The following is a 19931-nucleotide window of genomic DNA, read 5'->3' on the forward strand; positions in this document are numbered from 1 at the left end:
CACTAAAGCATCAAATTTATCCAGAGATTGAACTTATAAAGCCAAACGAAATTGATAAAGCTTATGAAAATCTTACTTCAGGTAAAGCAAAATTTCGTTATGTGATTGATATGAGTAAAGAATAATTAATATTGATTAAATTTATAAAAATAAACACTCATATGAAATATAAATGATTTAAGCTTAAAGTGCTTAAATCATTTAAAATGCTCTAAAAGGAGCAAAAGTAAAATTACTTTAGACTTTTAGGGTGTTTTGTATTTTTTGTAAAAGCTGATTGGCTTTTTTTTGATTTTCTTTCAGAGTGCTTAAAATTTCTTCCACTTCGCGTAAAGCTTTTTCTTCTTTTAAATTTGGATTTTTAGCACTTAGATCATAATTTCTCTCTTCAAGCTCTTTTATGCTGACTAAATAAGAATGAGGAGTAATTTTTCTTTCTTTATAGCATTTTAAAAATTCTTTAAAATGTGCGTATTCTAAAGGTTTATTTTTAGTAAGTTTAAAAGGTGGTATAAGTTCATAATAATACACTTTATCATCATCTCTACAAATACAACTTTTTCCTTTTGAGAAGAAAAGTACATTGGTTTTTACTGCACTATAAGGCAAAAATACCCCGCTTGGCAAGCTTAAAACACACTCGAGATTAAAATTTTCTAGCAAGTCTTTTTTTACACTTATAAAGGCGTTGGAGTTTTGAAAAAGCACGCCTTCAGGCACGATGATAGCACACCTTCCGTTGTTGTTTAAAGATTTTAAGATATGTTGTAAAAATAAAAGCTCAGTAGCATTTGATTTTATAGGAAAATTGTTTTGAATTTGTTCTTTTTCTTTTCCACCAAAAGGGGGATTTGCTAAAATCACTTCATATTTTTCATTTTGTGTTATATCTGTGATTTTTTTATTTAGAGTGTTAGTTTTGATAATATTAGGGGATTTTACTTCGTGTAAAATCATATTCATCATGCCCATTGCATAGCTTAGTGGAGTTTTTTCCTTGCCAAATAATGCTTCATTTTGCAAAAATTCAAGCTCTTCCACACTTAAATTTGCTTTTTTATTTTTAGTCCTATCTTCATACAAAATATGTAAAAAACTTTCCACTAAAAATCCACAACTTCCACACGCAGGATCATAAATCCTTTCTTTTGCCTTAGGGTTTATCACTTCAACCATAGCCCTTATCAAAGGACGCGGAGTATAAAATTCCCCACTATTTCCTCCATCACTCCCCATATCTTTTAAAAGTTTTTCATAAACTTCGCCTAAAGCAAATACATCACTTTCTTTGCTAAAACTAAGTTCATCAACTAAATTTATAACTTCTCTTAAGGTGTGTCCGTTAGCTATGCGATTGTCTATAAATTCAAAAATCCCGCCTATTTTATACTCTATACTTTTGAAATTTTCATTATCTTTAAAGCTTTTTAGATAAGGAAAAAGTTCATTATTGACAAAACCAAGCAAATCGCTCCCGCTTAAAGCATTTTTTACATCAAGCTTACCTTCATTTGTTTTGGGTGCAGCCCATACTTTCCAGCTGAATTTTTCTTCTAAAATACTTTTATAATTTTTCGCATCTAACATAGCTTCTAGTTTTAATTCTTCTTCATAATCATCTAAAAATTTTAAAAATAATATCCAGCTAATTTGCTCACTATAATGCATCGCACCGCTTATGCCATCATCGCGTCTTAGTATATCTGTGATTTTGTCGATTTTATTTTGCATTAAAAAATTCCTTTTCTAAAAAGTTTTAAAAGTTCTATATTTATATAATAATTACTTCTACCCATTTTAATACATTCTAATATCCCTAAATTTTAAGATACTTTGAGGCACTTTGCCTAGAAACATCTAATTTTATCAAAAAATCTAATAGCTCATATCCTTTTTTAAAGCACTTTCATAGTCTTTTACTTCTTTTGCTGCCCTTGTGAGCTTGTTCTCATCAATTTGAGATAAAAAAAGCTCATCGTGTGTTGTGATGATATTTTCTATTTCACTTGAATCTTTTGCTTCTTGTAAAATTAAAGCATTGATTAAAATATTTGGGTTTGAAATGCTTTTGCTAAGTCCATTTAGTTCTGCTAATTTTCTTGAAGCTTGGATAATGAGTTGATAAATATCAGCATTTAGCTCTATTTTTAAGGGCAATTTTGGTGGTATAAATTCTTTCATAATTTTTCCATATGTTAAAATTTTTTAAAATTTTTAACATTATAAAAAGATATGTTAAAAAAATCAAAAATTTTTAACATATTAGGTCTTTGTGTTAAAATTTGGCAAATTTTTTAACATTTATAATTTTCCCTTAAAAGCCTTATCAAGCAAGGATTGTTTAAGTTCTTGTAGATCTTTTATTTGTGTTTGATAGTTTTGCTTTAAATTTTTTATATTTAAAGAAAGTTCATCTAAATGCGAAGCAATTTGCTTTTGTTCTTCTAGTGGAGGCATGGGGATTTGAATTTGTTTTAATTTATCTGTATTTATCCCGCTCTGTCCAATCCATTTATGACATATTCTTTCAAAATACTTATTTTTCAACAATAAAACAAAATGAAACACAACTAACTTTGAACTATATTGGTTAAATAACTTAATTTTTGTTATGTGATTGCTAAAAGCATAATTATAATTTTGTGTAACCAGTGCTGTTTTACCAACCAATTCTGTGCTATTAGTATTGTTAAATAAAATATCACCTTCTTCAATAAATGATTGTTGCTCTTTGATAAGCTCTTTTTTAACCTTCACTAAAGTATCAAAATTTAAACTGCCATCAGTTGTTATATTATGTGTTCTTAAATGTATATATCCACTTGGTATTTCATTACTTTTATTAATAGCAAAACCGCTTTGAATTGCACTTGCAATCTCTCCTAAGCTTTTCCATTCCCAACCTTGTGGGAGTTTGTAGTTTTCTTTAGTGTCATCTTTTAAAGGATTAAAAGCTTTTTGTAATGCACTTTGCATTAACTCATCTAAATTTAGCAAATCCTGCTCTAAAATTTTTATACTCTCATCTATATTTGTAAAACTCTCATCTAAAATCCCCACTATCCTTTCTTGCTCTTTTAGCGGGGGAACTGAGATTTCGATTTGTTTTAGTTTTTGCTTATTTAATGTCTTACCCTTTACTGCATTATCAACATATTTTTCTAAATCTGTAAAATTTAAAGCATAATCTAAAAAATATTTATTAATATTTTTATCCTTAGTAAAAATCGCTGCAATCGCTTCATTTGTATATAAATCACAATCAGCAAAAGCTGTTTTTCCTAATGTAAGTTTAAAACTCATCAATAAAGTTCCCTTTGGAACTATTTTCATATTTGTCTTTGAAATTGCTTCATTTGAAATTTTTTCACTTGAAAAAGAAACAAATTTACTTTTTAAATCTCTAATGCTTAGCCAAATATTTTCGCCTTGAAAAAAATCAATATTATTCCTAGATGGAGTTTTCCCTATTTGAATTTCAGCAATATCACCAAGCTTTTTAACTTCCCAACCCTGCGGTAAATTTGTCATTTATTGCCTTTTTCTATTTATTTACCTATACTTTTAACTAACGCTTTATATTGTTGTTTATCGCTTTGTTCTATTGTTTCTAAAATAAATTTAGCTATTTTTTTGCTTTCTTCTATATCAATAGGTTGCATTCCTCTGCTAAGTATCTCTCTTAAATGCGAGTATTCATTTTGATACCTATTTATAATACTTGCTACCATTTTTTGATGATTTTCGTCAGTATTATCACTTTGATATGTATCATTAAAAAATCTTTTGATTAATTCTTTATCCAAACTCTTAATTTCATCTGGGTATTTAAAAAATAAATAAATCTCAAGAAATTTTCTTAAATTATTTCCAAAATTATAAACAAGAGAAATTTTTAAATCTTCATTATTTATATCATCAATATTTTTAAACTTATAAATTTGTTCAAAAAGATAATTAAATTCTGTTGTATATCTTTCTAAACATTTAGGTAATTTTTTAATTTCACTTGTTTCTATACTTTCTTTAACACCCCTTTCAATAAAATAGTATTGTGGGAGCTCGTACTTTGTTTTACTATTTTCATTTTGCTTAGGTTTGATTTTTTTTAACCTCTTCGTATATTTTAAAAAATCTAAATTGTGAGTAGATATAAAAAATTGCTTAAAAGAATCTTTTTCTACTATTTCATTTTCTATTAGAGAGAAAATAAAAAATATATGATTATTATCAAGGCTAGAGATAGGGTCGTCTATCCATATTATAGGATTTTTATCTTTAGTATTCGCATCTTTTAAACTTGCTACAAAATAACAAAAAGCTATCAAGCTACACTCACCCTCGCTTAAATTCTTAGCTTGTTTGCCATTTCTTAAAATTTCAAATTCTCCATTTAATTGTTCTTTATCGTCTTTTTTTGCTTTTAATTCTAATAAATTGTGTCCAAAATATGATTTTAAATATTTGTTTATATTGCTTGTAGAAGTTTCTAAGCTGCTAAGCTTTGTCTTATAGTTTTCCATTGTTTTATTTAAAAGGTTTATTTTTTTGTCTTGTGTTTTAATACGTTCCTCCAAAATATTTATATTTTGTTGTAGATTTTCAATTTCATCTTGTATAGCAAAATAATCGCTATCTTTAGAAAACTTTACTACTTCATTTAATCTTAGTTTTTCTCTTGCTTCATTTTGATTTGCTAATAAACTTTCTGTGTATTTGTCATTTTTTTTGCATAAATTTTCAATTTGGTTTAATATTGACAATATCTCATCTGAAAAATCATTAATATTTTCTAACTTTATAGGAATAAAAACATCTTTTTGTTTTTCTTTTAATTTTTCCCCTATTTTTAATAGCTCTTTGTTGTAATTCGTAATACTTGTTCCTAGTTGTTCTTTCAAGGTAATAAAACTATCTTTATAATTAGAATAAAAATTTTCATTTTTAACATCTTGTAATAAATCTTCTAATTCTAGTTTATAACTTTCAAAATTATCTAGTAAATCTTTTAATTCTTTTTCAACTTTTTCTTTTTCTCCACTATCATCTTTTGTATTGTTCTCAATCCAAGCTATTCTTTGTGGTGTTAGAGGGTTGTTACAAAATTTACATTGCTGTGTAGATGAATGTTTTTTGTGAAATTTTAAACCTTCTTCTAACCATTTTATTAATTCGCTTGTTAAATTTTCTTTAATGATAATTTCTTTTTCAAGAATTTCTGATGAATATCTTAAAATACTTTGAAATGTATCCTTATTAAAAGTATTTTTGAAATTTATATTTTGTTTCTCTTTATCTTCTAAGATTTTGATAAGTTGATTTTGTGTTTTATCGTTAAGAGTATAAGCGTCTTCATTATTTTTGATTTTATTTAAATCATCATATAATTTTCTTCTATCATAATTATTACCCTGTTTTATTAAATTTGGACTACTTTTTATAAACTTAGCTTTATCTGTAAGGTTGTTATCTAGAGTATTCATTTTTTCTTTTTGTATTTCCTTAAGATTATCTCGATTGCTTTGTATATTTTTTAATTCTTCAGATTTTTTTTCTAATTTTTTTTCTATTTTTTCAATCTCTTCTCTTATATTTTTTTGCTCCACCCCTATACTTTTAAAACCTTTTATATTCCCTTTTTTATCATATAGATAATTTAAGTTTTCCTTTACAAAATCACTATTATAAACCCTAATATCTAAATTAGAATTTACTACATCATCTTGGATTAAAAAACTACCATCTTCTAATTTTATTTTAAAATTTCCTTCTAAAAAATCTTCATTATGTTTTTTAAGCTCAAAACTTCTAGCTATTCTTGAAAGTGTGGTTTTACCTGAATAGTTTCTGCCATAAAAGATATTAATTGTTTTAAATTCTTCAAGCTTATCATTCCATTTAAAATTTTCATAAGAACCAAAATGTATTTCATCAAATTTTAATATTTTCATTTTTCACCCCGCATAAATCTCCCTTTGCAAATCATCAAAACTTTGTTTTAGAATTTCTAAGCCACCAAATTCATTAGCTAGTTCTCTTGCATTGCCTAAAGAACTAAGCTCAATTAAAGGAGTTAAGCCTTCATCAAAATCTTTTATGCCATATTGTCGATATCTATCTAGTAAAAATTCTATAAATTTTATTGCTTTTTCTTTTTGAAAGCGTTTTAAAAACTCGCTATTTTCTACTTGCAAAATGCGCTCTTGTTTTGTTTTAATCTCACTATTAAAACTCAAGTGTGCTAAAACATCGTATATATCACAATCTTTTTTATCAAAAATTTCACTCAAATCTTTCAAGACATTCTCATTCACTCCATCATTTTCAAGGGATTTTAAAAATTTTTCTCTATTTTTTTGATTACTCCAAATTTCACGTAATTTTGCTTCATCATCATAATATTCGCCAAGCTTACCTATCAAAAATTCTAAAAATTCCTTAGTACCAAGTGGCTTACCTTGTGCCCCTACATAACTTGTTGTGATATCTAAAACTTTGAGTTTTGTGCCTTTTAAGTGTATGGTTACACTCTTTTTCTCTTTGCTTTCTTCTTTTGTTTGTCTTGTATGCTCTTTAATGATTTTTTCTTTTTTATCTTTTTCTTTTAACTCTTCTATTTTTTCACCATCCCATTTTGGATCATAAAATAGCTTGCTAACTCCGACAAAATCAAAAATAGTAAAAAAGTCTTTACCTTCATAAACTCTAGTGCCACGCCCGATGATTTGCTTAAATTCTACTATAGAGCCTATATTTGCTAGCAATACTATATTGCGCACATTTTTTGCATCTACTCCAGTTGTGAGCATTTTAGAGCTTGTAAGGATTACAGGATAGCTTTTATCATTATCTTGAAATAATTTCAGATAATCAAGCCCTATCTTGCCTTCATCGCTTGTAACTCTTACGCAATAATCATCTCTTTTTTCACTCTTAAATTTATCAATAGCTCTTTTTACTTCGCTTGCGTGAGCTTGATTGACACAAAAGATGATAGTTTTATCCATAGGGTTTATAAGCTCTAAAATTTTCTTAGCAATAAAGTCATTATAGTTTGGTAAAAAGATATTTCTTTCAAATTCACTTTGTTTATAAAAGCCTTTTTCAAGCTCACCTTGTATCAAATCATCAGGGTTATAAGTGTAGCCATCGCTTAAAGTTGTTTTTATGAGTTTAACTTTATAAGGCGTTAAAAATCCATCTTCAATGCCACTTTTAAGACTATAATCATAAACACTATCACCAAAATACTTATAAGTGTCTATGTTTTCTTCTTTTTTTGGAGTAGCGGTTAAACCAAGCTGAGTTGCATAAGAAAAATATTCAAGTACAGCTCTCCAGCTTCCTTCTTCATTTGCTCCACCCCTATGACACTCATCAATGATAATAAGATCAAAAAAGTCTTTTGGATATTGAAGATAAAATTTACTTTCTAGTTCTTCTTGTGTGTTTTCTTGTTCTTTGGAATTTGCAGCTAGACTTTGGTAAATTCCAAAGAATACATTTGCATTGGTGATGATTTTTCCATCATTTTTCTTTATCTCTTCAGCACTGATTGCTTTACAATCACTTTCTATAGGATTAAATTCTCCCAAGGCTTGATCTCTTAAGCTTACTCTATCACATAAAAACAATATCTTAGGTTTTTGATCTTTATTTTCTTTATTCCACCTTGCTTCAAGTAAGCGATAACATAGATTAAAAGCTATGGTCGTCTTACCTGTGCCAGTAGCAAGAGTGAGTAAAATCCTATCTTTGCCATTGATTAAAGCTTCTATGACTTTATCTACGGCTATTTTTTGATAGTATCTTAATGTTTTTTGTGGTAGATATAATTCTCTTTGGGTTAAAAGTTTGTATTGCCATTCTTTTAAGTTTCCATAAATTCTATCAAAAAGTTCGCTTGGGCTTGGAAATTTTTCTATATACTCACCTCTTGAAACTCTTAAATCATACTCATAGATTTTGTCTCCATTAGTACTATAAGCAAAAGGCACATTTAAAATTCTGGCATATTCTATACCTTGAGTTAAACCATCTAACGCATCTTTACTTTGTTTTTTAGCTTCTATAATGGCAAGATTGTTATTTTGAAATTTAAGCAAATAATCTGCAAATTTTCTCTTAGCTCTTTTATTGCCTATAAGTTTGCGTCCATCAGTAAAATAGTAATCTCTTATAATATTTTCTTCTTTCCACGAAGCTAATTTTAATTTTTCATCTATAAGTTTAGATCTTGTATCTTGTTCTGATAGCTGCATTTTTAACCCTAAAATGATTTTATAATGAAAAATATATTTTAACATATTGTAAATAAAAGTCTCAAAGAAAAAAACATAAAAGTTAAATCCAAAATATAAGTAATCTATTAAGTTATGATATGGGTTAAAGAATAATTAATATTGATTAAAAATATACCGCTAATATGAGATTTCTTTGATTGGCGGTATTAAATTTATTTTTTGATTTAAAGATTTTTATCATTTGATTAAATTTTTGATATTAGCCTGAGAATAAGGCTATTGTTTTTATCAAGAGAGAATATTAACCCTTATTTATTTATACTTTTTTGCTATAATATTTTAAAATTAAATTAAAGAAGTTTTAATGGAGCCTTTATTTACAACGCAGATTTTAAAATATAAAGGCGATGAAGTTTTTACTTGTGATGATACTTTAGTTAGAGAAATTAAGCTTGAAATTTTTGTCAATGATGAAAAGGTGGGAGCTTTGATGGCAACACCTGTAGATGAAAAAGCTTTAGCTATAGGGTATTTAATGAGTGAAAATATCATTGCTAAAACGCAAGATATAAAAAGTATAGAGCTTAAAGATGATGGTATGAGTATCCATATAAAAGCAAAAATTGATAAAAAAAATTTAGCTAAACTCAATGCTCAAGGTGTTGTTATAAGTGGATGTGGTAGAGCTCATACAGCAAATATAGATCCAAAAAGCATAGAAGCAAGTAAGATCGTAAGTTCTATTAAATTTAGTAAAAATGAAATTTTAAAACAGATGAGTGAGTTTTATACTCAATGTGAGCTTTATGAAAAAACAGGTTGTGTGCATACAGCTAAACTTTTTATAAATGAGAATGTTTTTTTTATAGGAGAAGATATAGCTCAGCACAATACCATAGATAAGGCTTTAGGTAAAGCAAGACTTGAGGGGATAGATTTGAGTCAATGTTTTTTAATGGTAAGCGGAAGACTTAGTTCTGAAATGGTTGCAAAGGCTATAATGCACAAGGTCCCGATTCTTGTTTCAAGAACAGCACCTACTTGTTTAGGTGTGATGATAGCAAGAAAATTTAATTTAACGCTTTGTGGTTTTGCAAGAGAAAATAAAATCAATATTTATAGTGGAGAATCTAGAATTTATGGATAATAAACAAGAAAAAAAAATTATTACTTATATGAAAGAAATGTTAAATAGCAACGAAAGATTAGATTGCGGTACAGCTTTTAAAATTGCTAAGAAATTTTCAAAAACAATTGAAGAGATAGGGCAAATTGCTGATGAAAATAGTATTAAAATTGATAATTGTGAATTAGGACAATTTGGACATTTAGATTTTGAAAAGGCTAAAATTGAAGTTTTAAAATCAATTGAACCTTATCTTGATGAAAAGCGTCGCATTTTTTGTCAAGATGCGAGAGAAATTTCTAAAAAAGGTTGTGGATTAAAAGCGATGCGTTCAGCTTTAAGGACTTATAAAGTTGATGTGAAATATTGCAAACTTGGTTGTTTTAAAGAAAAAAAAGGAAAGCAATTTATAGTTAGAACTAAAACGTGGATTGAAAATGCTGATGGAGATTTGCTTTTTGGTAAAGGTAAAACAGAACTTCTTGAGCTTATAGAACAAACAGGAAGTCTTTTGAGTGCTTCAAAACTTATGGGAATAAATTATAAAAAAGCTTGGATGCATTTACAGATTTTACAAAAAAATTCTCAAGAAATTTTAGTAAGCTCAAAACAAGGACGCTCTAAACAATCCGGAACAAAATTAACTTCTAAAGCTATAGAGCTTATGGAAAATTTTAGTATTTTGCAAAAAGATATAGAAGAATACGCTAATAAACGTTTTAAAGAATTATTTTTCACTAAGAAAAAATAATATTTTAAGCTTTTTTTGTTTTTTGTTAATATATAATTTAAAATTGTAAATATTAGTTTTACTGGAGGAAATATGTTTAAGTCTTTAAATATAGGTTTAAAGCTTGTTTTGTCAGTAGCTGCTATTGTAATATTGGGTTTAGTTATTTTGATTATGCTTATTACTAAACAAGTAAGTAGTAATATCATTAAGGATACTGAAAACATTATCGAATCAAATTCTAAAGGATATGCTACTCATACTCAAGGTATAATTGATGAAATTACCTCTTTAAATAAGAGTGCAGCAAGTACTTTAACAGACATGTTTAGATCAACAGGCAAAGATGATTTAGATATTGATAATATTACAAATATTATTACTAATATCCTTGATAATGGTGCAAATGCTGATATTGCTTATTTATATCTTTTAGATCCACCTGAATATTTTAAAGAAGAAAGTAAATTTTTTAAAACTCAAAGTGGTAAATTTGTTATGCTGTATGAAGATGAAGATGTTAAAAAAGGTGGTATTAAAATACTTCAAGCTACAGATGAAATTATAAATTTTCCAACAACAAAAGATATACTACAAAATGCTCGATATGGAGAGGATAAAATATATAGTAATGCCCCTCTTAAAATAAAATTTGGAGATACTGAGTTTTTTGGAGTAAATATAGCTTCTCCAATTTTTGATAAAAAAGATAAAGTTGTGGGAATTATAGGAATGACTTTAGATTTTGATCAAGTAGCATCATATCTTTTAGACCCAGAATCACAATTATATGATGGAGAATTAAGATTAGTTTTAAATTCTGATGGAGAAATAGCCGTTCATCCAAATAAAAATTTAATCCTTAAAAAACTTCAAGAAGTTAATAACGTAAAAGGAAATGATCAAATTTATCAAGCCATTAAACAAGGTGAAAATCGAATTTATAATAATTATATTTCTACAACCGGACTTGAATCATATGTAAGTATTAGCCCTTTTAAAATTGGAGATAAGTTATGGAGTGTGATGGTTGTATCACCTCAATATTCTGTATTTGAGCCTTTAAAGAAAATACAATTAATGATTATTGGAGCTTCTTTATTTTTTGTTATTTTTGTTTTAGCAGTTGTATATTATTGTGTGCAAAAAATAGTTGGTTCAAGGCTTCCTATTATTTTAAATTCTTTAGAATTGTTTTTCCGCTTTTTAAATCATGAAAAAGTTCAACTTCAAACAATTAAAGTAAGAGCCAATGATGAACTGGGTAAAATGAGTGAAATTATCAATGCAAATATCGAAAAAACAAAAAGTTCTTTAATGCAAGATGAAGATGCTATTAAAGAATCAGCTCAAACAGCAAAAGAAATAGAACTTGGTAATTTAACAGCTAGAATTACTAAAAATCCAGCTAATCCTCAGCTTGTTGAGCTTAAAAATGTATTAAATAAGATGCTTGATGTTTTACAAAATAAAATTGGTTCAAATATGAACGAAATTAACCGTGTTTTTGATAGCTATAAGGCGCTCAATTTCACTACCGAAGTAAAAGATGCCAAAGGTGAAGTTGAAATTACAACTAATATTTTGGGAGAAGAAATCAAAAAAATGCTTATTGCTTCTTCAGATTTTGCTAAAGAATTAGCAAGTCAATCTCAAGAATTAAAAACTTCAATGCATAAATTAACCGAAGGTTCTAATTTACAAGCAAATTCTTTAGAACAATCTGCCGCTGCAGTTGAGCAAATTAGCTCATCAATGCATAGTGTTAGTTCAAAAACAGTTGATGTGGCAAGTCAAGCAGAAGATATTAAAAATATTGTAAGTGTAATTAAAGATATAGCAGATCAAACCAATCTTTTAGCTTTAAATGCTGCTATTGAAGCTGCACGTGCAGGAGAGCACGGAAGAGGTTTTGCTGTTGTGGCTGATGAAGTAAGACAATTAGCAGAAAGAACTGGAAAAAGTCTTTCTGAGATTGAAGCAAATATCAATATCCTTGTTCAAAGTGTTAATGAGGTTTCAGAATCTGTTAAAGAGCAAACAGAAGGAATTTCTCAAATTAATGAGGCTATCGCTAAACTTGAAAGCATTACTAAAGAAAATGTTGGAGTTACAAGTGCAACAAATGATATCGCTAATCAAGTTGATGAAATTTCAAATGCTATTTTAAATGATGTTAATAAGAAAAAATTCTAATTTTATCCGCTTTAAATAAAAGCGGATATTTTATTTTATATTAAAATATTTCTTTAGTTTTTTATATAAACTTTAGGGAAAATTATGAAAATTGATTGTCGTAATCTTGCTTGTCCTGAACCAGTAGTTAAAACCAAAAATGCTTTAGAAAATCTTAGTGAAGGTGAAATTTTAGAAATTCTTGTAAATTCTCCTATTTCAAAAAATAATGTATTAAAATTCTTAACTTCTTTACATTTAGACGCAAGTTTTGAAGAGTGTGAAAACGAGATTTGCATCAAAGTTTATAAAAGAAATATTAGTTTAAATCATATAAACAATGATGAATATAGTGTTTTATTTTTAAAAGCAGATAAAATAGGAGCTGGGGAATTAGGTGAGAATTTACTTGTTGGCTTTTTGGCTAATTTAAAAAATATCAATCATATTCCAAATAAAATTATTTGTGTAAATGAAAGCGTTTTAATCAATACAAATGAAAATCATAAAGCTTATAAAGCTATGAAAGAATTAGAAAATTTAGGTGTTGAAATTATAAGTTGTGGAGCTTGTTTAGAATTTTTTAATAAGACAAAAGAGCTTAAAATAGGCAATATTGGCAATGCTTATGAAATTTTAAATGAACTTTTTGGCAAAGCAAAAATTATAACTTTATAATTAGGATATATTTTGAAAGAGTATAAAAATCAGAATTTAACTCATTTTGTTAAAGCAGCAGGTTGAGCGGCTAAATTAAACCCGGGTGGTCTTAAAACAATTTTAAATTTTATGCAAAGCTCTCCTTTTTTATTGAGTGGTGTTAATAATAACGAAGATGCAAGTGTATATAAGCTAAACGATGATTTAGCTTTAGTGCAAACTTTAGATTTTATCACTCCTATAGTAGATAGTGCATATCACTTTGGTGCTATAGCGGCTGCAAATGCTTTAAGTGATGTTTTTGCTATGGGTGCAGAAGTAATTAATGCTTTAAATATCGTAGGTTTTGATAGTAAAAATCACTCTTTAGACATTTTGAAAGAAATTTTAGAAGGAGCAAATGATAAAGTTAAAGAATGCGGAGGGTTGATTACTGGTGGTCATACTATAGAAAGTAATGAGCTTTTTTTTGGTCTTAGTGTTACTGGTAAGGTGTATCCTAATAAATTTATAGCTAATAATACTTCTAAAATAGGAGATATAATTATCCTAACTAAGCCATTAGGAACAGGTATTTTAAGTACAGCTTTAAAAGCTAAGCTTTTAAAAGCAGAATATTTAAATGATATGCTTGAAAGTATGATGAGTTTAAATTTAAAAGCTGCTCAGGTTGCTTTAAAATTTAAAATAAATGCTATGAGCGATGTTACAGGATTTGGACTTTTAGGACATTTAAAAGAGATGATAAATGATCAAATCAGTTTTGAAATTTTTAAAGGTCAAATTCCTTATTTAAATGGAGTAAAAGAGTATTTTGATATGGGATTAATTTCAGGAGGAGCTTATAAAAATTTTGAATTTATTAAAAATTTATACCCTTACATAAAAGAAGAATATCTTATATTATGCGATCCTCAAACTTCTGGTGGGCTTTTGATTGCTATCAATGAAAGTGAAGCTTTAAAACTTTTAAAAAATTTAAAAGATGAAGGTATTGAAGCTAGTATCATAGCAAGAGTTTTATCAAAGCAAAAAGATAGTTTTATTTTTAATTAAGTTTTTAACTAAATGATATTTTTATCAAGAATAAAGTATAAAATTTTATTAGAAGTTTGTTTTGATATCTTAATATAATAAAAAATATATTAAAAAAAGAAAACTATAATTAAATGGTATTTAGATTTGATGATAAATTTAAATAATATAAAAGCTTGAGAAATTTTAAGGTTTTTGGATTAAAAACCTTAAAGTAGGTCCATTTTGTTCGATTTTAAGCACATTAAAACCACGATTTTGGGCATCTTTAGGTATAGAATTAATGCTTTGTGGGCAATCACATAAAACTTCTAATATCTCACCACTTTTAAGTTGTGGTAAAACTTCTAAAGTGGCAATAGCTGGATAAGGACAAGCCTCGCCTTCTAAATTTAATGTGTAATTTATAATCATTTTTATCCTTTTAATAAAAATATTTTTTAAAATGATTTAAATAGGCTTATAAATCATTTTCATTTTTAATAATTAGTATTTGTTTTTAAAAAAGTTCCATTTCTTAGCTCTTTAAAAGCCAAATTTAACTCTTCTTTGGTATTCATAACTATAGGCCCACCCCATTCACAAGGCTCATTTAAAGCTATAGAGCTTATAAAAAGAATTTGAGCTTTTTTATCCGTGCTTTTTAGTTCAAAATACTCTCCTAAACTAAGTTTTACTGCTGTTTTTTCTTTTATTAATTGATTATTGATATAAGCATCTCCTTGTAATAAAAAAAGCATAACAAAATAGTCTGTTTTTGTATAAATAATTTGTTTTTTATTAGGTTGTAGATGAATATCATAATAATCAAAAGGTAAAAATTGGCTTTTATATCCATTTATACCTTGATATTCTCCTGCTAAAATTCTCATTTTAGCATTTTCTAAATCAAGTTCTTTAATCTCGTCTTCTTTGATGCTTTTATAAAAAGGATCACTCATTTTATTTTTTTGAGGTAAGTTAAGCCATAGTTGTACGCCTAGTATTCTTGTAGAAGGATGTAAAATTTCTTCGTGTAAAATTCCACTTCCAGCACTCATCCATTGAACTTGTCCATTTTGTATAGTATCTGTATTTCCTAAACTATCCTTGTGAGTCATTGATCCTTCATAAACATAACTTATAGTTTCAATACCTCTATGTGGATGCATAGGAAAGCTTGCTTTATAGTCATTAAAATCTGTGCTATCAAAACAATCAAGCATTAAAATTGGATCAAATTCTTTTATAGTTTGTGGTCCTAAAACTCTTATAAGTTTTACTCCGGCACCGTCTATAGTTTCTTTTCCATATACAAGTTTTTCTATCTCTCTTTGCATTAATTATCCTTATTAAAAAAGTATTGTTTATATGTTATAGTCCAAATAAAAAGTGATAAAAATAATACAAGGCTTATAATCAAACCTTCTAAATTCCCAAAAGTATTTAATAGATTGATTTTTACACCTTTTATAAAATAATGAGGCAATAAATCATAACTTAATGCTAAAATCATAGTTCCTGCAATATTGGCAATGCCTACTATTACAAAATGAATTTGCCCTTCAAAAGCCCTATAGGTCCAACCACATTCACAACCTCCTGCAAAGACTATGCCAAAACCAAACAAAAAAGCCCCTAACATAAGAGCAGGTGAAATTTCTATTATTTTACTTGTATGTCCTTGCAAGATAAAAGCAAAAGCTATAATATTAGCAAGCATCATTGCAATTAATGCTGCTTTTAGTGCATTATCTCTTTTAAATAAAAATAAATCTCTAAAGCAAGAAGTAAAACAAATTTGACCTTTGGCAACTAAAAAACCAAAAATAAAGCCAAAAATCAAAGCTAAAGTTAAAAGGCTTTTTTTATTTTGAAGACTGATATCTCCATTTTTTAAAAAAAGATAAATTATTAAAAATAAAAACATTATAAACAATGCTATTCCTAATAAAAAATAAAATTTTGCAAGTAAGGTGTTGTTTTTTAAAACTTTGTCTTCTTTATCAACGCGTATTAATCTAGCTTTTGGTTTAAAAAAAGAAATATTGCAAATTTTTACACCTATATAAATACCTAAAATCATAAAAAAAGTAAAAACCCAAGTATGAAGTGAAAAATAAGGAAGTCCAGTAAAAAAGTTAGCAAGATTACATCCAAAGGCTAGTCTAGCACCATAACCTGAGAGAATTCCACCTATAATAGCTTGAAAAACACGTATTTTACTAGCTGGAAAGCGAATTTTGATTTTATTAGATAAAAGTGCTGCTATAAAACAGCCCATAAACATACCAAGAATCATAACTCCATCAGTTCTTGTTAAGATATTGCCTTCTAGATTTTGTTTTTGATAATATGAATATCCATCTAAATTTAAACCTAAAAATTCTAAAAATTCTCCACCCAATCGTGTAAATTCTCCAGTAACAGCCCATACATTACCGAAAATTCCAAAATATACAGCACTTAAAATTCCAAGCAAAATAAAAACGCGTGTATTATCCCAAAAAGAAATTAAATATTTTTCTTTAAAAGAATTCATAAGAAGATTCCTAATTGTAATTATCAAAACCTTGATACTTAAGAGAAAAATTATAATTTAAATTAGTAAAATTGTCAAAAATATAATTAAACTTTTTATAGCATTAATTTAATTTTGTTTTTATAATTTAACTACATATTTTAATAATATTTTGTTTTTTATTTAGTTATAATAACAATGGAAGATAAGCGTATCTGGTGATCGCCACTGACTTCAAATCAGATGAAAGGGTAGCTGGCTATTCTTTGGGGAGTTCGATTCTCTCATCTTCTCGCCATACAAATAAGGATAAAAAAATGAGTAAAGCAGATATTGTTGTTGGTGTGCAGTGGGGCGATGAGGGAAAAGGTAAAATTGTTGATAAATTATGTGAAAATTATGATTTTGTTTGTAGAAGTGCAGGAGGGCATAACGCAGGTCATACAATATGGGTAAATGGAATTCGTTATGCACTTCATCTTATACCCTCTGGAATTTTGCATCCAAGGAGTATTAATATTATCGGAAATGGTGTTGTTGTTTCCCCTGAGGTTCTTATCACAGAAATGGCACAATTTGATAATTTAAAAGGAAGATTATATATTAGCGATAAAGCACATTTAAATTTAAAACATCATTCTTTAATTGACATTGCTAAAGAGAAATTAAAAGGTAAAGATGCTATTGGAACAACAGGTAAAGGTATAGGTCCATCTTATGCAGATAAGATTAATCGTAATGGTCATAGAATGGGAGAGCTTTTAAATCCAAGAAGATTGTGTGATGATTTAATAAAATATTTTAATGAAAACAAAATTTTCTTAGAATTTTTAAATGTAGAAATTCCAACAGAAAAAGATTTGTTTGATGATTTAAAGCGTTTTAGTGAGATTTTATCTCCTTATATTACAGATACCACAAGAATGCTTTGGAGAGCTTTAGATGAAGATAAAAAAGTTCTTTTAGAAGGAGCTCAAGGTTCTATGCTTGACATAGATCATGGAACCTATCCTTACGTTACAAGTTCAAATACCATTTCAGCAGGAGCACTTACAGGACTTGGTTTAAATCCTAAAGAAGTAGGATCAATTATAGGTATTATTAAAGCTTATGCTACAAGAGTTGGAAATGGGGCTTTTCCAACAGAAGATAAAACTCAAGATGGTGAAAAAATTGCTCAAATTGGTAAAGAAATTGGTGTAAGCACTGGACGTAAAAGACGTTGTGGATGGTTTGATGCTATAGCTGTTAAATATGCAGCAAGATTAAATGGACTTGATTTTTTAGCTTTAACAAAATTAGACGTTTTAGATGGTTTTAAGAAAATTAAAATTTGTAAAGCTTATGAATATAATGGTGAAATTATAGATTATATGCCAAATGATTTAGAAAATGCCAAGCCTGTTTATGAAGAATTAAAAGGCTGGGATAAAGTTTTTGGAATAAAAGATTATGATTTGTTACCTAAAGAGGCTAAAGAATATATAGCAAGATTAGAAGAGCTTGTAGGAGTTAAAGTGAAATTTATCTCTACAAGTCCTGAAAGAGATGATACTATTATTCTATGAAGAGTAAATATAGCTCAATCGTTGATGTAAGAAAACAACAACTTGATAAAGCTGAGTTAAATTTAAGTCAAGCTAAACAAAGAAAATTAGAAAATGAAAGAAAATTTGAACTTTCTAGGCAAGAATTTTATGATTTAAATATCTTGCCCAAATCAGGAAATACCCAAGAATTAAGATCAAAACTTCAAATGGCTAATATTGCAAAAGAAGCTTTAAAAAGGGCAAAAGAAAAAGTAGAATTATCAAAAAAAGAAATAATTCATTATGAGTTTTTATATAAAAAGGCTCATTTGGATTATGAAAAAATAAAAATTTTAAATGCACAAGAAGTAAAAAAGAAGCTTAAAGAAATACAAAAAGCAGAAGAGAAATTTCTTGATGAATTAGCTATAAGTAGATTTGTTAAAAAGGAAAAAGATGAATAAAATAATATTTTTAAGTTTTTTATTGGTTTTATCTTTACAAGCAGTTCCTCAAAACTGCGAACAATATTTTGAATCAAAAAAAGCTCAACTTGAACTTCAAACAAAAGAATTTGATGAAGCAAGACAATCTTTAGAAGCTTTTAAAGCTTCTTTTGAGGCATTGCAAAAAGAAAAAATGCAAGAATTAGCTACAAAAGAAGCAGAAGTTAATGCAACTTTAGCACAAATTGATAATTTAAAAAAAGAAAATGCTAGACTCTTAGAAGAGAAACAAAAAATATTAGATACTATTAATGAAAAAACAGAAGGAAGAGTAAAAGAAATTTACTCTCAAATGAAAGATGCAGCTGTTGCTAATGTGTTAAGTCAAATGGATGCTGAAGATGCGAGTAAAATTATGCTTTCTTTAGATTCGAGAAAAATTTCAGGGATACTTTCAAAAATGGATCCTCAAAAAGCATCTGAGCTTACTTTACTCCTTAAAAATATGGATAATAATACAAGTTCAAATTAAAACTTGTTTTAATATTCTTTTACCTAAAATAAGTTATCATTTTAAAATTATTTTTAAAAGGTTTAAAGAATGCGTATAAAATTACCACATATTCCTTATATCGCTAATAAAATCACATTAGACATTGTCCATTGTTCTTTTATTGAAATTAAAGATCAATTGGAAAAAATTAATTTATGTATAAAAAATGTTTTAGAAAATGATGTATTAAACGAAAGAAAATTGGATGAAAAAGTAAAAAAAATCCTAGAAGAGCAAGAAGAAGAAATAGAATTTATGCAAATAGATCGTAAAAATATGTTTTGGCTTATAAAAAAAAGATTAGCAAATGAATTTGGGGTTATTTTAAATTTGGAAGATAGGCATAATAATCTAGCACACGAGATTTTAAGTGAATTAATTGATAACGATTATATAAATTTTCTTGTTTCTGAAAATAGGGTTAAAAATTTAATTTTTTCAAGCATAGAAGAATATTTAAAAATTTACGAAGAAATTGAAGATGAGGTTTATGAAAAAATAAGTAATTATAAAACCAAACCCATTCCAGGAAGTGAAGAATACGAACTTATTTTTGAAAAACTTTATCAAGAAGAACTTAGAAAAAAAGGAATGTTTTAAATGAAGGCTTATGTGTATTTAGAAAATGGTATTTTTTTAAATGCTAAAGCTTTTGGAGCAAGTGGGACTTTTTTAGGAGAGCTTGTTTTTAATACTTCTTTAACAGGATATCAAGAAATTATTTCAGATCCTTCATATGCTGGACAATTTATTGTTTTTTCTATGCCAGAAATTGGTATAGTAGGGGTAAATGATGATGATAATGAAAGTGATAAAATTTTTGCTAGCGGTATAATTATTAGAGAATTAAATAATTATTTTTCCAATTTTAGAGCTAAAGAAAGCTTACAAGCTTATCTTAAAAAGCATAATAAAATAGGTATTTATGATATAG

The 19931-nt window shown here is 27.4% G+C and carries 17 protein-coding genes, 1 tRNA gene and 2 pseudogenes; 12 read left to right on the forward strand and 8 right to left on the reverse strand.

Annotated features, from left to right (window positions below; all coding sequences use genetic code 11):
* Positions 1 to 125: pseudogene (locus JG677_RS03200) on the forward strand (NAD(P)-dependent alcohol dehydrogenase); the annotation flags it as partial.
* Between the two features lie 112 nt (positions 126 to 237).
* Here the strand turns inward: JG677_RS03200 and JG677_RS03205 are convergent.
* The 5 genes and pseudogenes from JG677_RS03205 to hsdR all read right to left on the reverse strand — a co-directional run bounded on the left by JG677_RS03205 (position 238) and on the right by hsdR (position 8261).
* Positions 238 to 1731: a type I restriction-modification system subunit M gene (locus JG677_RS03205; RefSeq protein ID WP_200285142.1), complete on the reverse strand. Its 1494-nt coding sequence runs from the start codon at positions 1729 to 1731 to the stop codon at positions 238 to 240.
* Between the two features lie 159 nt (positions 1732 to 1890).
* Positions 1891 to 2181 (reverse strand): annotated as a pseudogene (locus tag JG677_RS09070) (Fic/DOC family N-terminal domain-containing protein); the annotation flags it as partial.
* 120 nt (positions 2182 to 2301) lie between these two features.
* Positions 2302 to 3531 (reverse strand): restriction endonuclease subunit S, encoded by a 1230-nt coding sequence (locus JG677_RS03215; RefSeq protein WP_200285144.1) that lies wholly within the window; start codon positions 3529 to 3531, stop codon positions 2302 to 2304.
* A gap of 17 nt (positions 3532 to 3548) precedes the next feature.
* Positions 3549 to 5951, reverse strand: a complete 2403-nt coding sequence (locus tag JG677_RS03220) for an AAA family ATPase (RefSeq protein WP_200285146.1) — start codon at positions 5949 to 5951, stop codon at positions 3549 to 3551.
* 3 nt (positions 5952 to 5954) lie between these two features.
* Complete coding sequence (hsdR, locus tag JG677_RS03225) at positions 5955 to 8261, reverse strand: EcoAI/FtnUII family type I restriction enzme subunit R (protein ID WP_234284629.1); 2307 nt, start codon at positions 8259 to 8261, stop codon at positions 5955 to 5957.
* A 346-nt stretch (positions 8262 to 8607) separates the two neighbouring features.
* Here hsdR and fdhD point away from each other — a divergent pair, with 346 nt between their 5' ends.
* The 5 genes from fdhD (at position 8608) to selD (ending at position 13990) form a co-directional block, all read left to right on the forward strand.
* Positions 8608 to 9390, forward strand: coding sequence for a formate dehydrogenase accessory sulfurtransferase FdhD (gene fdhD / locus JG677_RS03230; RefSeq protein WP_200285150.1), 783 nt, complete (start codon positions 8608 to 8610; stop codon positions 9388 to 9390).
* On the forward strand, positions 9383 to 10120 hold the full coding sequence (locus JG677_RS03235) for a winged helix-turn-helix domain-containing protein (protein ID WP_200169849.1): 738 nt from the start codon (positions 9383 to 9385) through the stop codon (positions 10118 to 10120). Before fdhD ends, JG677_RS03235 begins: the two co-directional genes overlap by 8 nt.
* A gap of 72 nt (positions 10121 to 10192) precedes the next feature.
* Positions 10193 to 12295, forward strand: coding sequence for an aspartate chemotaxis receptor CcaA (gene ccaA / locus JG677_RS03240; RefSeq protein ID WP_200285152.1), 2103 nt, complete (start codon positions 10193 to 10195; stop codon positions 12293 to 12295).
* Between the two features lie 84 nt (positions 12296 to 12379).
* A complete protein-coding gene (gene yedF, locus JG677_RS03245; protein ID WP_200285154.1) occupies positions 12380 to 12952 on the forward strand; it encodes a sulfurtransferase-like selenium metabolism protein YedF in 573 nt (190 codons plus the stop codon).
* Between the two features lie 12 nt (positions 12953 to 12964).
* Positions 12965 to 13990 carry a selenide, water dikinase SelD gene (gene selD / locus JG677_RS03250; RefSeq protein WP_200285156.1) on the forward strand — a complete coding sequence of 342 codons (1026 nt, stop codon included), beginning with the start codon at positions 12965 to 12967 and terminating at the stop codon, positions 13988 to 13990.
* Positions 13991 to 14155: 165 nt separating this feature from the next.
* Here the strand turns inward: selD and yedF (JG677_RS03255) are convergent, their stop codons facing one another.
* The 3 genes from yedF (JG677_RS03255) to yedE form a co-directional block, all read right to left on the reverse strand.
* The gene (gene yedF / locus JG677_RS03255; protein WP_200169853.1) at positions 14156 to 14383 is read right to left on the reverse strand and encodes a sulfurtransferase-like selenium metabolism protein YedF; all 228 of its coding nucleotides are present in this window, start codon (positions 14381 to 14383) and stop codon (positions 14156 to 14158) included.
* 65 nt (positions 14384 to 14448) lie between these two features.
* The gene (locus tag JG677_RS03260; RefSeq protein WP_200285158.1) at positions 14449 to 15288 is read right to left on the reverse strand and encodes a pirin family protein; all 840 of its coding nucleotides are present in this window, start codon (positions 15286 to 15288) and stop codon (positions 14449 to 14451) included.
* Entirely contained in the window at positions 15288 to 16490 is a 1203-nt protein-coding gene (gene yedE, locus JG677_RS03265; protein ID WP_200285161.1) for a selenium metabolism membrane protein YedE/FdhT, read from the reverse strand. Before yedE ends, JG677_RS03260 begins: the two co-directional genes overlap by 1 nt.
* A 179-nt stretch (positions 16491 to 16669) precedes the next feature.
* On the opposite strand from yedE, the gene JG677_RS03270 reads away from it, so the two are divergent.
* The 6 genes from JG677_RS03270 to JG677_RS03295 form a co-directional block, all read left to right on the forward strand.
* Positions 16670 to 16767: transfer RNA gene (locus JG677_RS03270), tRNA-Sec, on the forward strand.
* A 19-nt stretch (positions 16768 to 16786) separates the two neighbouring features.
* Complete coding sequence (locus JG677_RS03275) at positions 16787 to 18037, forward strand: adenylosuccinate synthase (protein WP_200285163.1); 1251 nt, start codon at positions 16787 to 16789, stop codon at positions 18035 to 18037.
* Positions 18034 to 18462: a flagellar export protein FliJ gene (locus JG677_RS03280; protein WP_200169857.1), complete on the forward strand. Its 429-nt coding sequence runs from the start codon at positions 18034 to 18036 to the stop codon at positions 18460 to 18462. Before JG677_RS03275 ends, JG677_RS03280 begins: the two co-directional genes overlap by 4 nt.
* Complete coding sequence (locus JG677_RS03285) at positions 18455 to 18976, forward strand: MotE family protein (RefSeq protein ID WP_200169858.1); 522 nt, start codon at positions 18455 to 18457, stop codon at positions 18974 to 18976. Before JG677_RS03280 ends, JG677_RS03285 begins: the two co-directional genes overlap by 8 nt.
* A gap of 69 nt (positions 18977 to 19045) precedes the next feature.
* Entirely contained in the window at positions 19046 to 19597 is a 552-nt protein-coding gene (locus tag JG677_RS03290) for a DUF507 family protein (RefSeq protein WP_200169859.1), read from the forward strand.
* Positions 19598 to 19931, forward strand: a 334-nt coding sequence (locus JG677_RS03295; RefSeq protein WP_325099517.1) for a carbamoyl-phosphate synthase domain-containing protein, incomplete at its 3' end; no start/stop codon positions are given.

This window comes from Campylobacter sp. TTU-622, from assembly GCF_016598965.1.
GTDB lineage: Bacteria > Campylobacterota > Campylobacteria > Campylobacterales > Campylobacteraceae > Campylobacter_D.

Bases quoted from the DNA above. Each gene is read 5' to 3' on its own strand.
- JG677_RS03205 (WP_200285142.1), bottom strand. From the start codon at position 1,731: ATGCAAAATAAAATCGACAAAATCACAGATATACTAAGACGCGATGAT.
- JG677_RS03215 (WP_200285144.1), bottom strand. From the start codon at position 3,531: ATGACAAATTTACCGCAGGGTTGGGAAGTTAAAAAGCTTGGTGATATT.
- JG677_RS03220 (WP_200285146.1), bottom strand. From the start codon at position 5,951: ATGAAAATATTAAAATTTGATGAAATACATTTTGGTTCTTATGAAAAT.
- hsdR (WP_234284629.1), bottom strand. From the start codon at position 8,261: ATGCAGCTATCAGAACAAGATACAAGATCTAAACTTATAGATGAAAAA.
- fdhD (WP_200285150.1), top strand. From the start codon at position 8,608: ATGGAGCCTTTATTTACAACGCAGATTTTAAAATATAAAGGCGATGAA.
- JG677_RS03235 (WP_200169849.1), top strand. From the start codon at position 9,383: ATGGATAATAAACAAGAAAAAAAAATTATTACTTATATGAAAGAAATG.
- ccaA (WP_200285152.1), top strand. From the start codon at position 10,193: ATGTTTAAGTCTTTAAATATAGGTTTAAAGCTTGTTTTGTCAGTAGCT.
- yedF (WP_200285154.1), top strand. From the start codon at position 12,380: ATGAAAATTGATTGTCGTAATCTTGCTTGTCCTGAACCAGTAGTTAAA.
- yedF (WP_200169853.1), bottom strand. From the start codon at position 14,383: ATGATTATAAATTACACATTAAATTTAGAAGGCGAGGCTTGTCCTTAT.
- JG677_RS03260 (WP_200285158.1), bottom strand. From the start codon at position 15,288: ATGCAAAGAGAGATAGAAAAACTTGTATATGGAAAAGAAACTATAGAC.
- yedE (WP_200285161.1), bottom strand. From the start codon at position 16,490: ATGAATTCTTTTAAAGAAAAATATTTAATTTCTTTTTGGGATAATACA.
- JG677_RS03275 (WP_200285163.1), top strand. From the start codon at position 16,787: ATGAGTAAAGCAGATATTGTTGTTGGTGTGCAGTGGGGCGATGAGGGA.
- JG677_RS03280 (WP_200169857.1), top strand. From the start codon at position 18,034: ATGAAGAGTAAATATAGCTCAATCGTTGATGTAAGAAAACAACAACTT.
- JG677_RS03285 (WP_200169858.1), top strand. From the start codon at position 18,455: ATGAATAAAATAATATTTTTAAGTTTTTTATTGGTTTTATCTTTACAA.
- JG677_RS03290 (WP_200169859.1), top strand. From the start codon at position 19,046: ATGCGTATAAAATTACCACATATTCCTTATATCGCTAATAAAATCACA.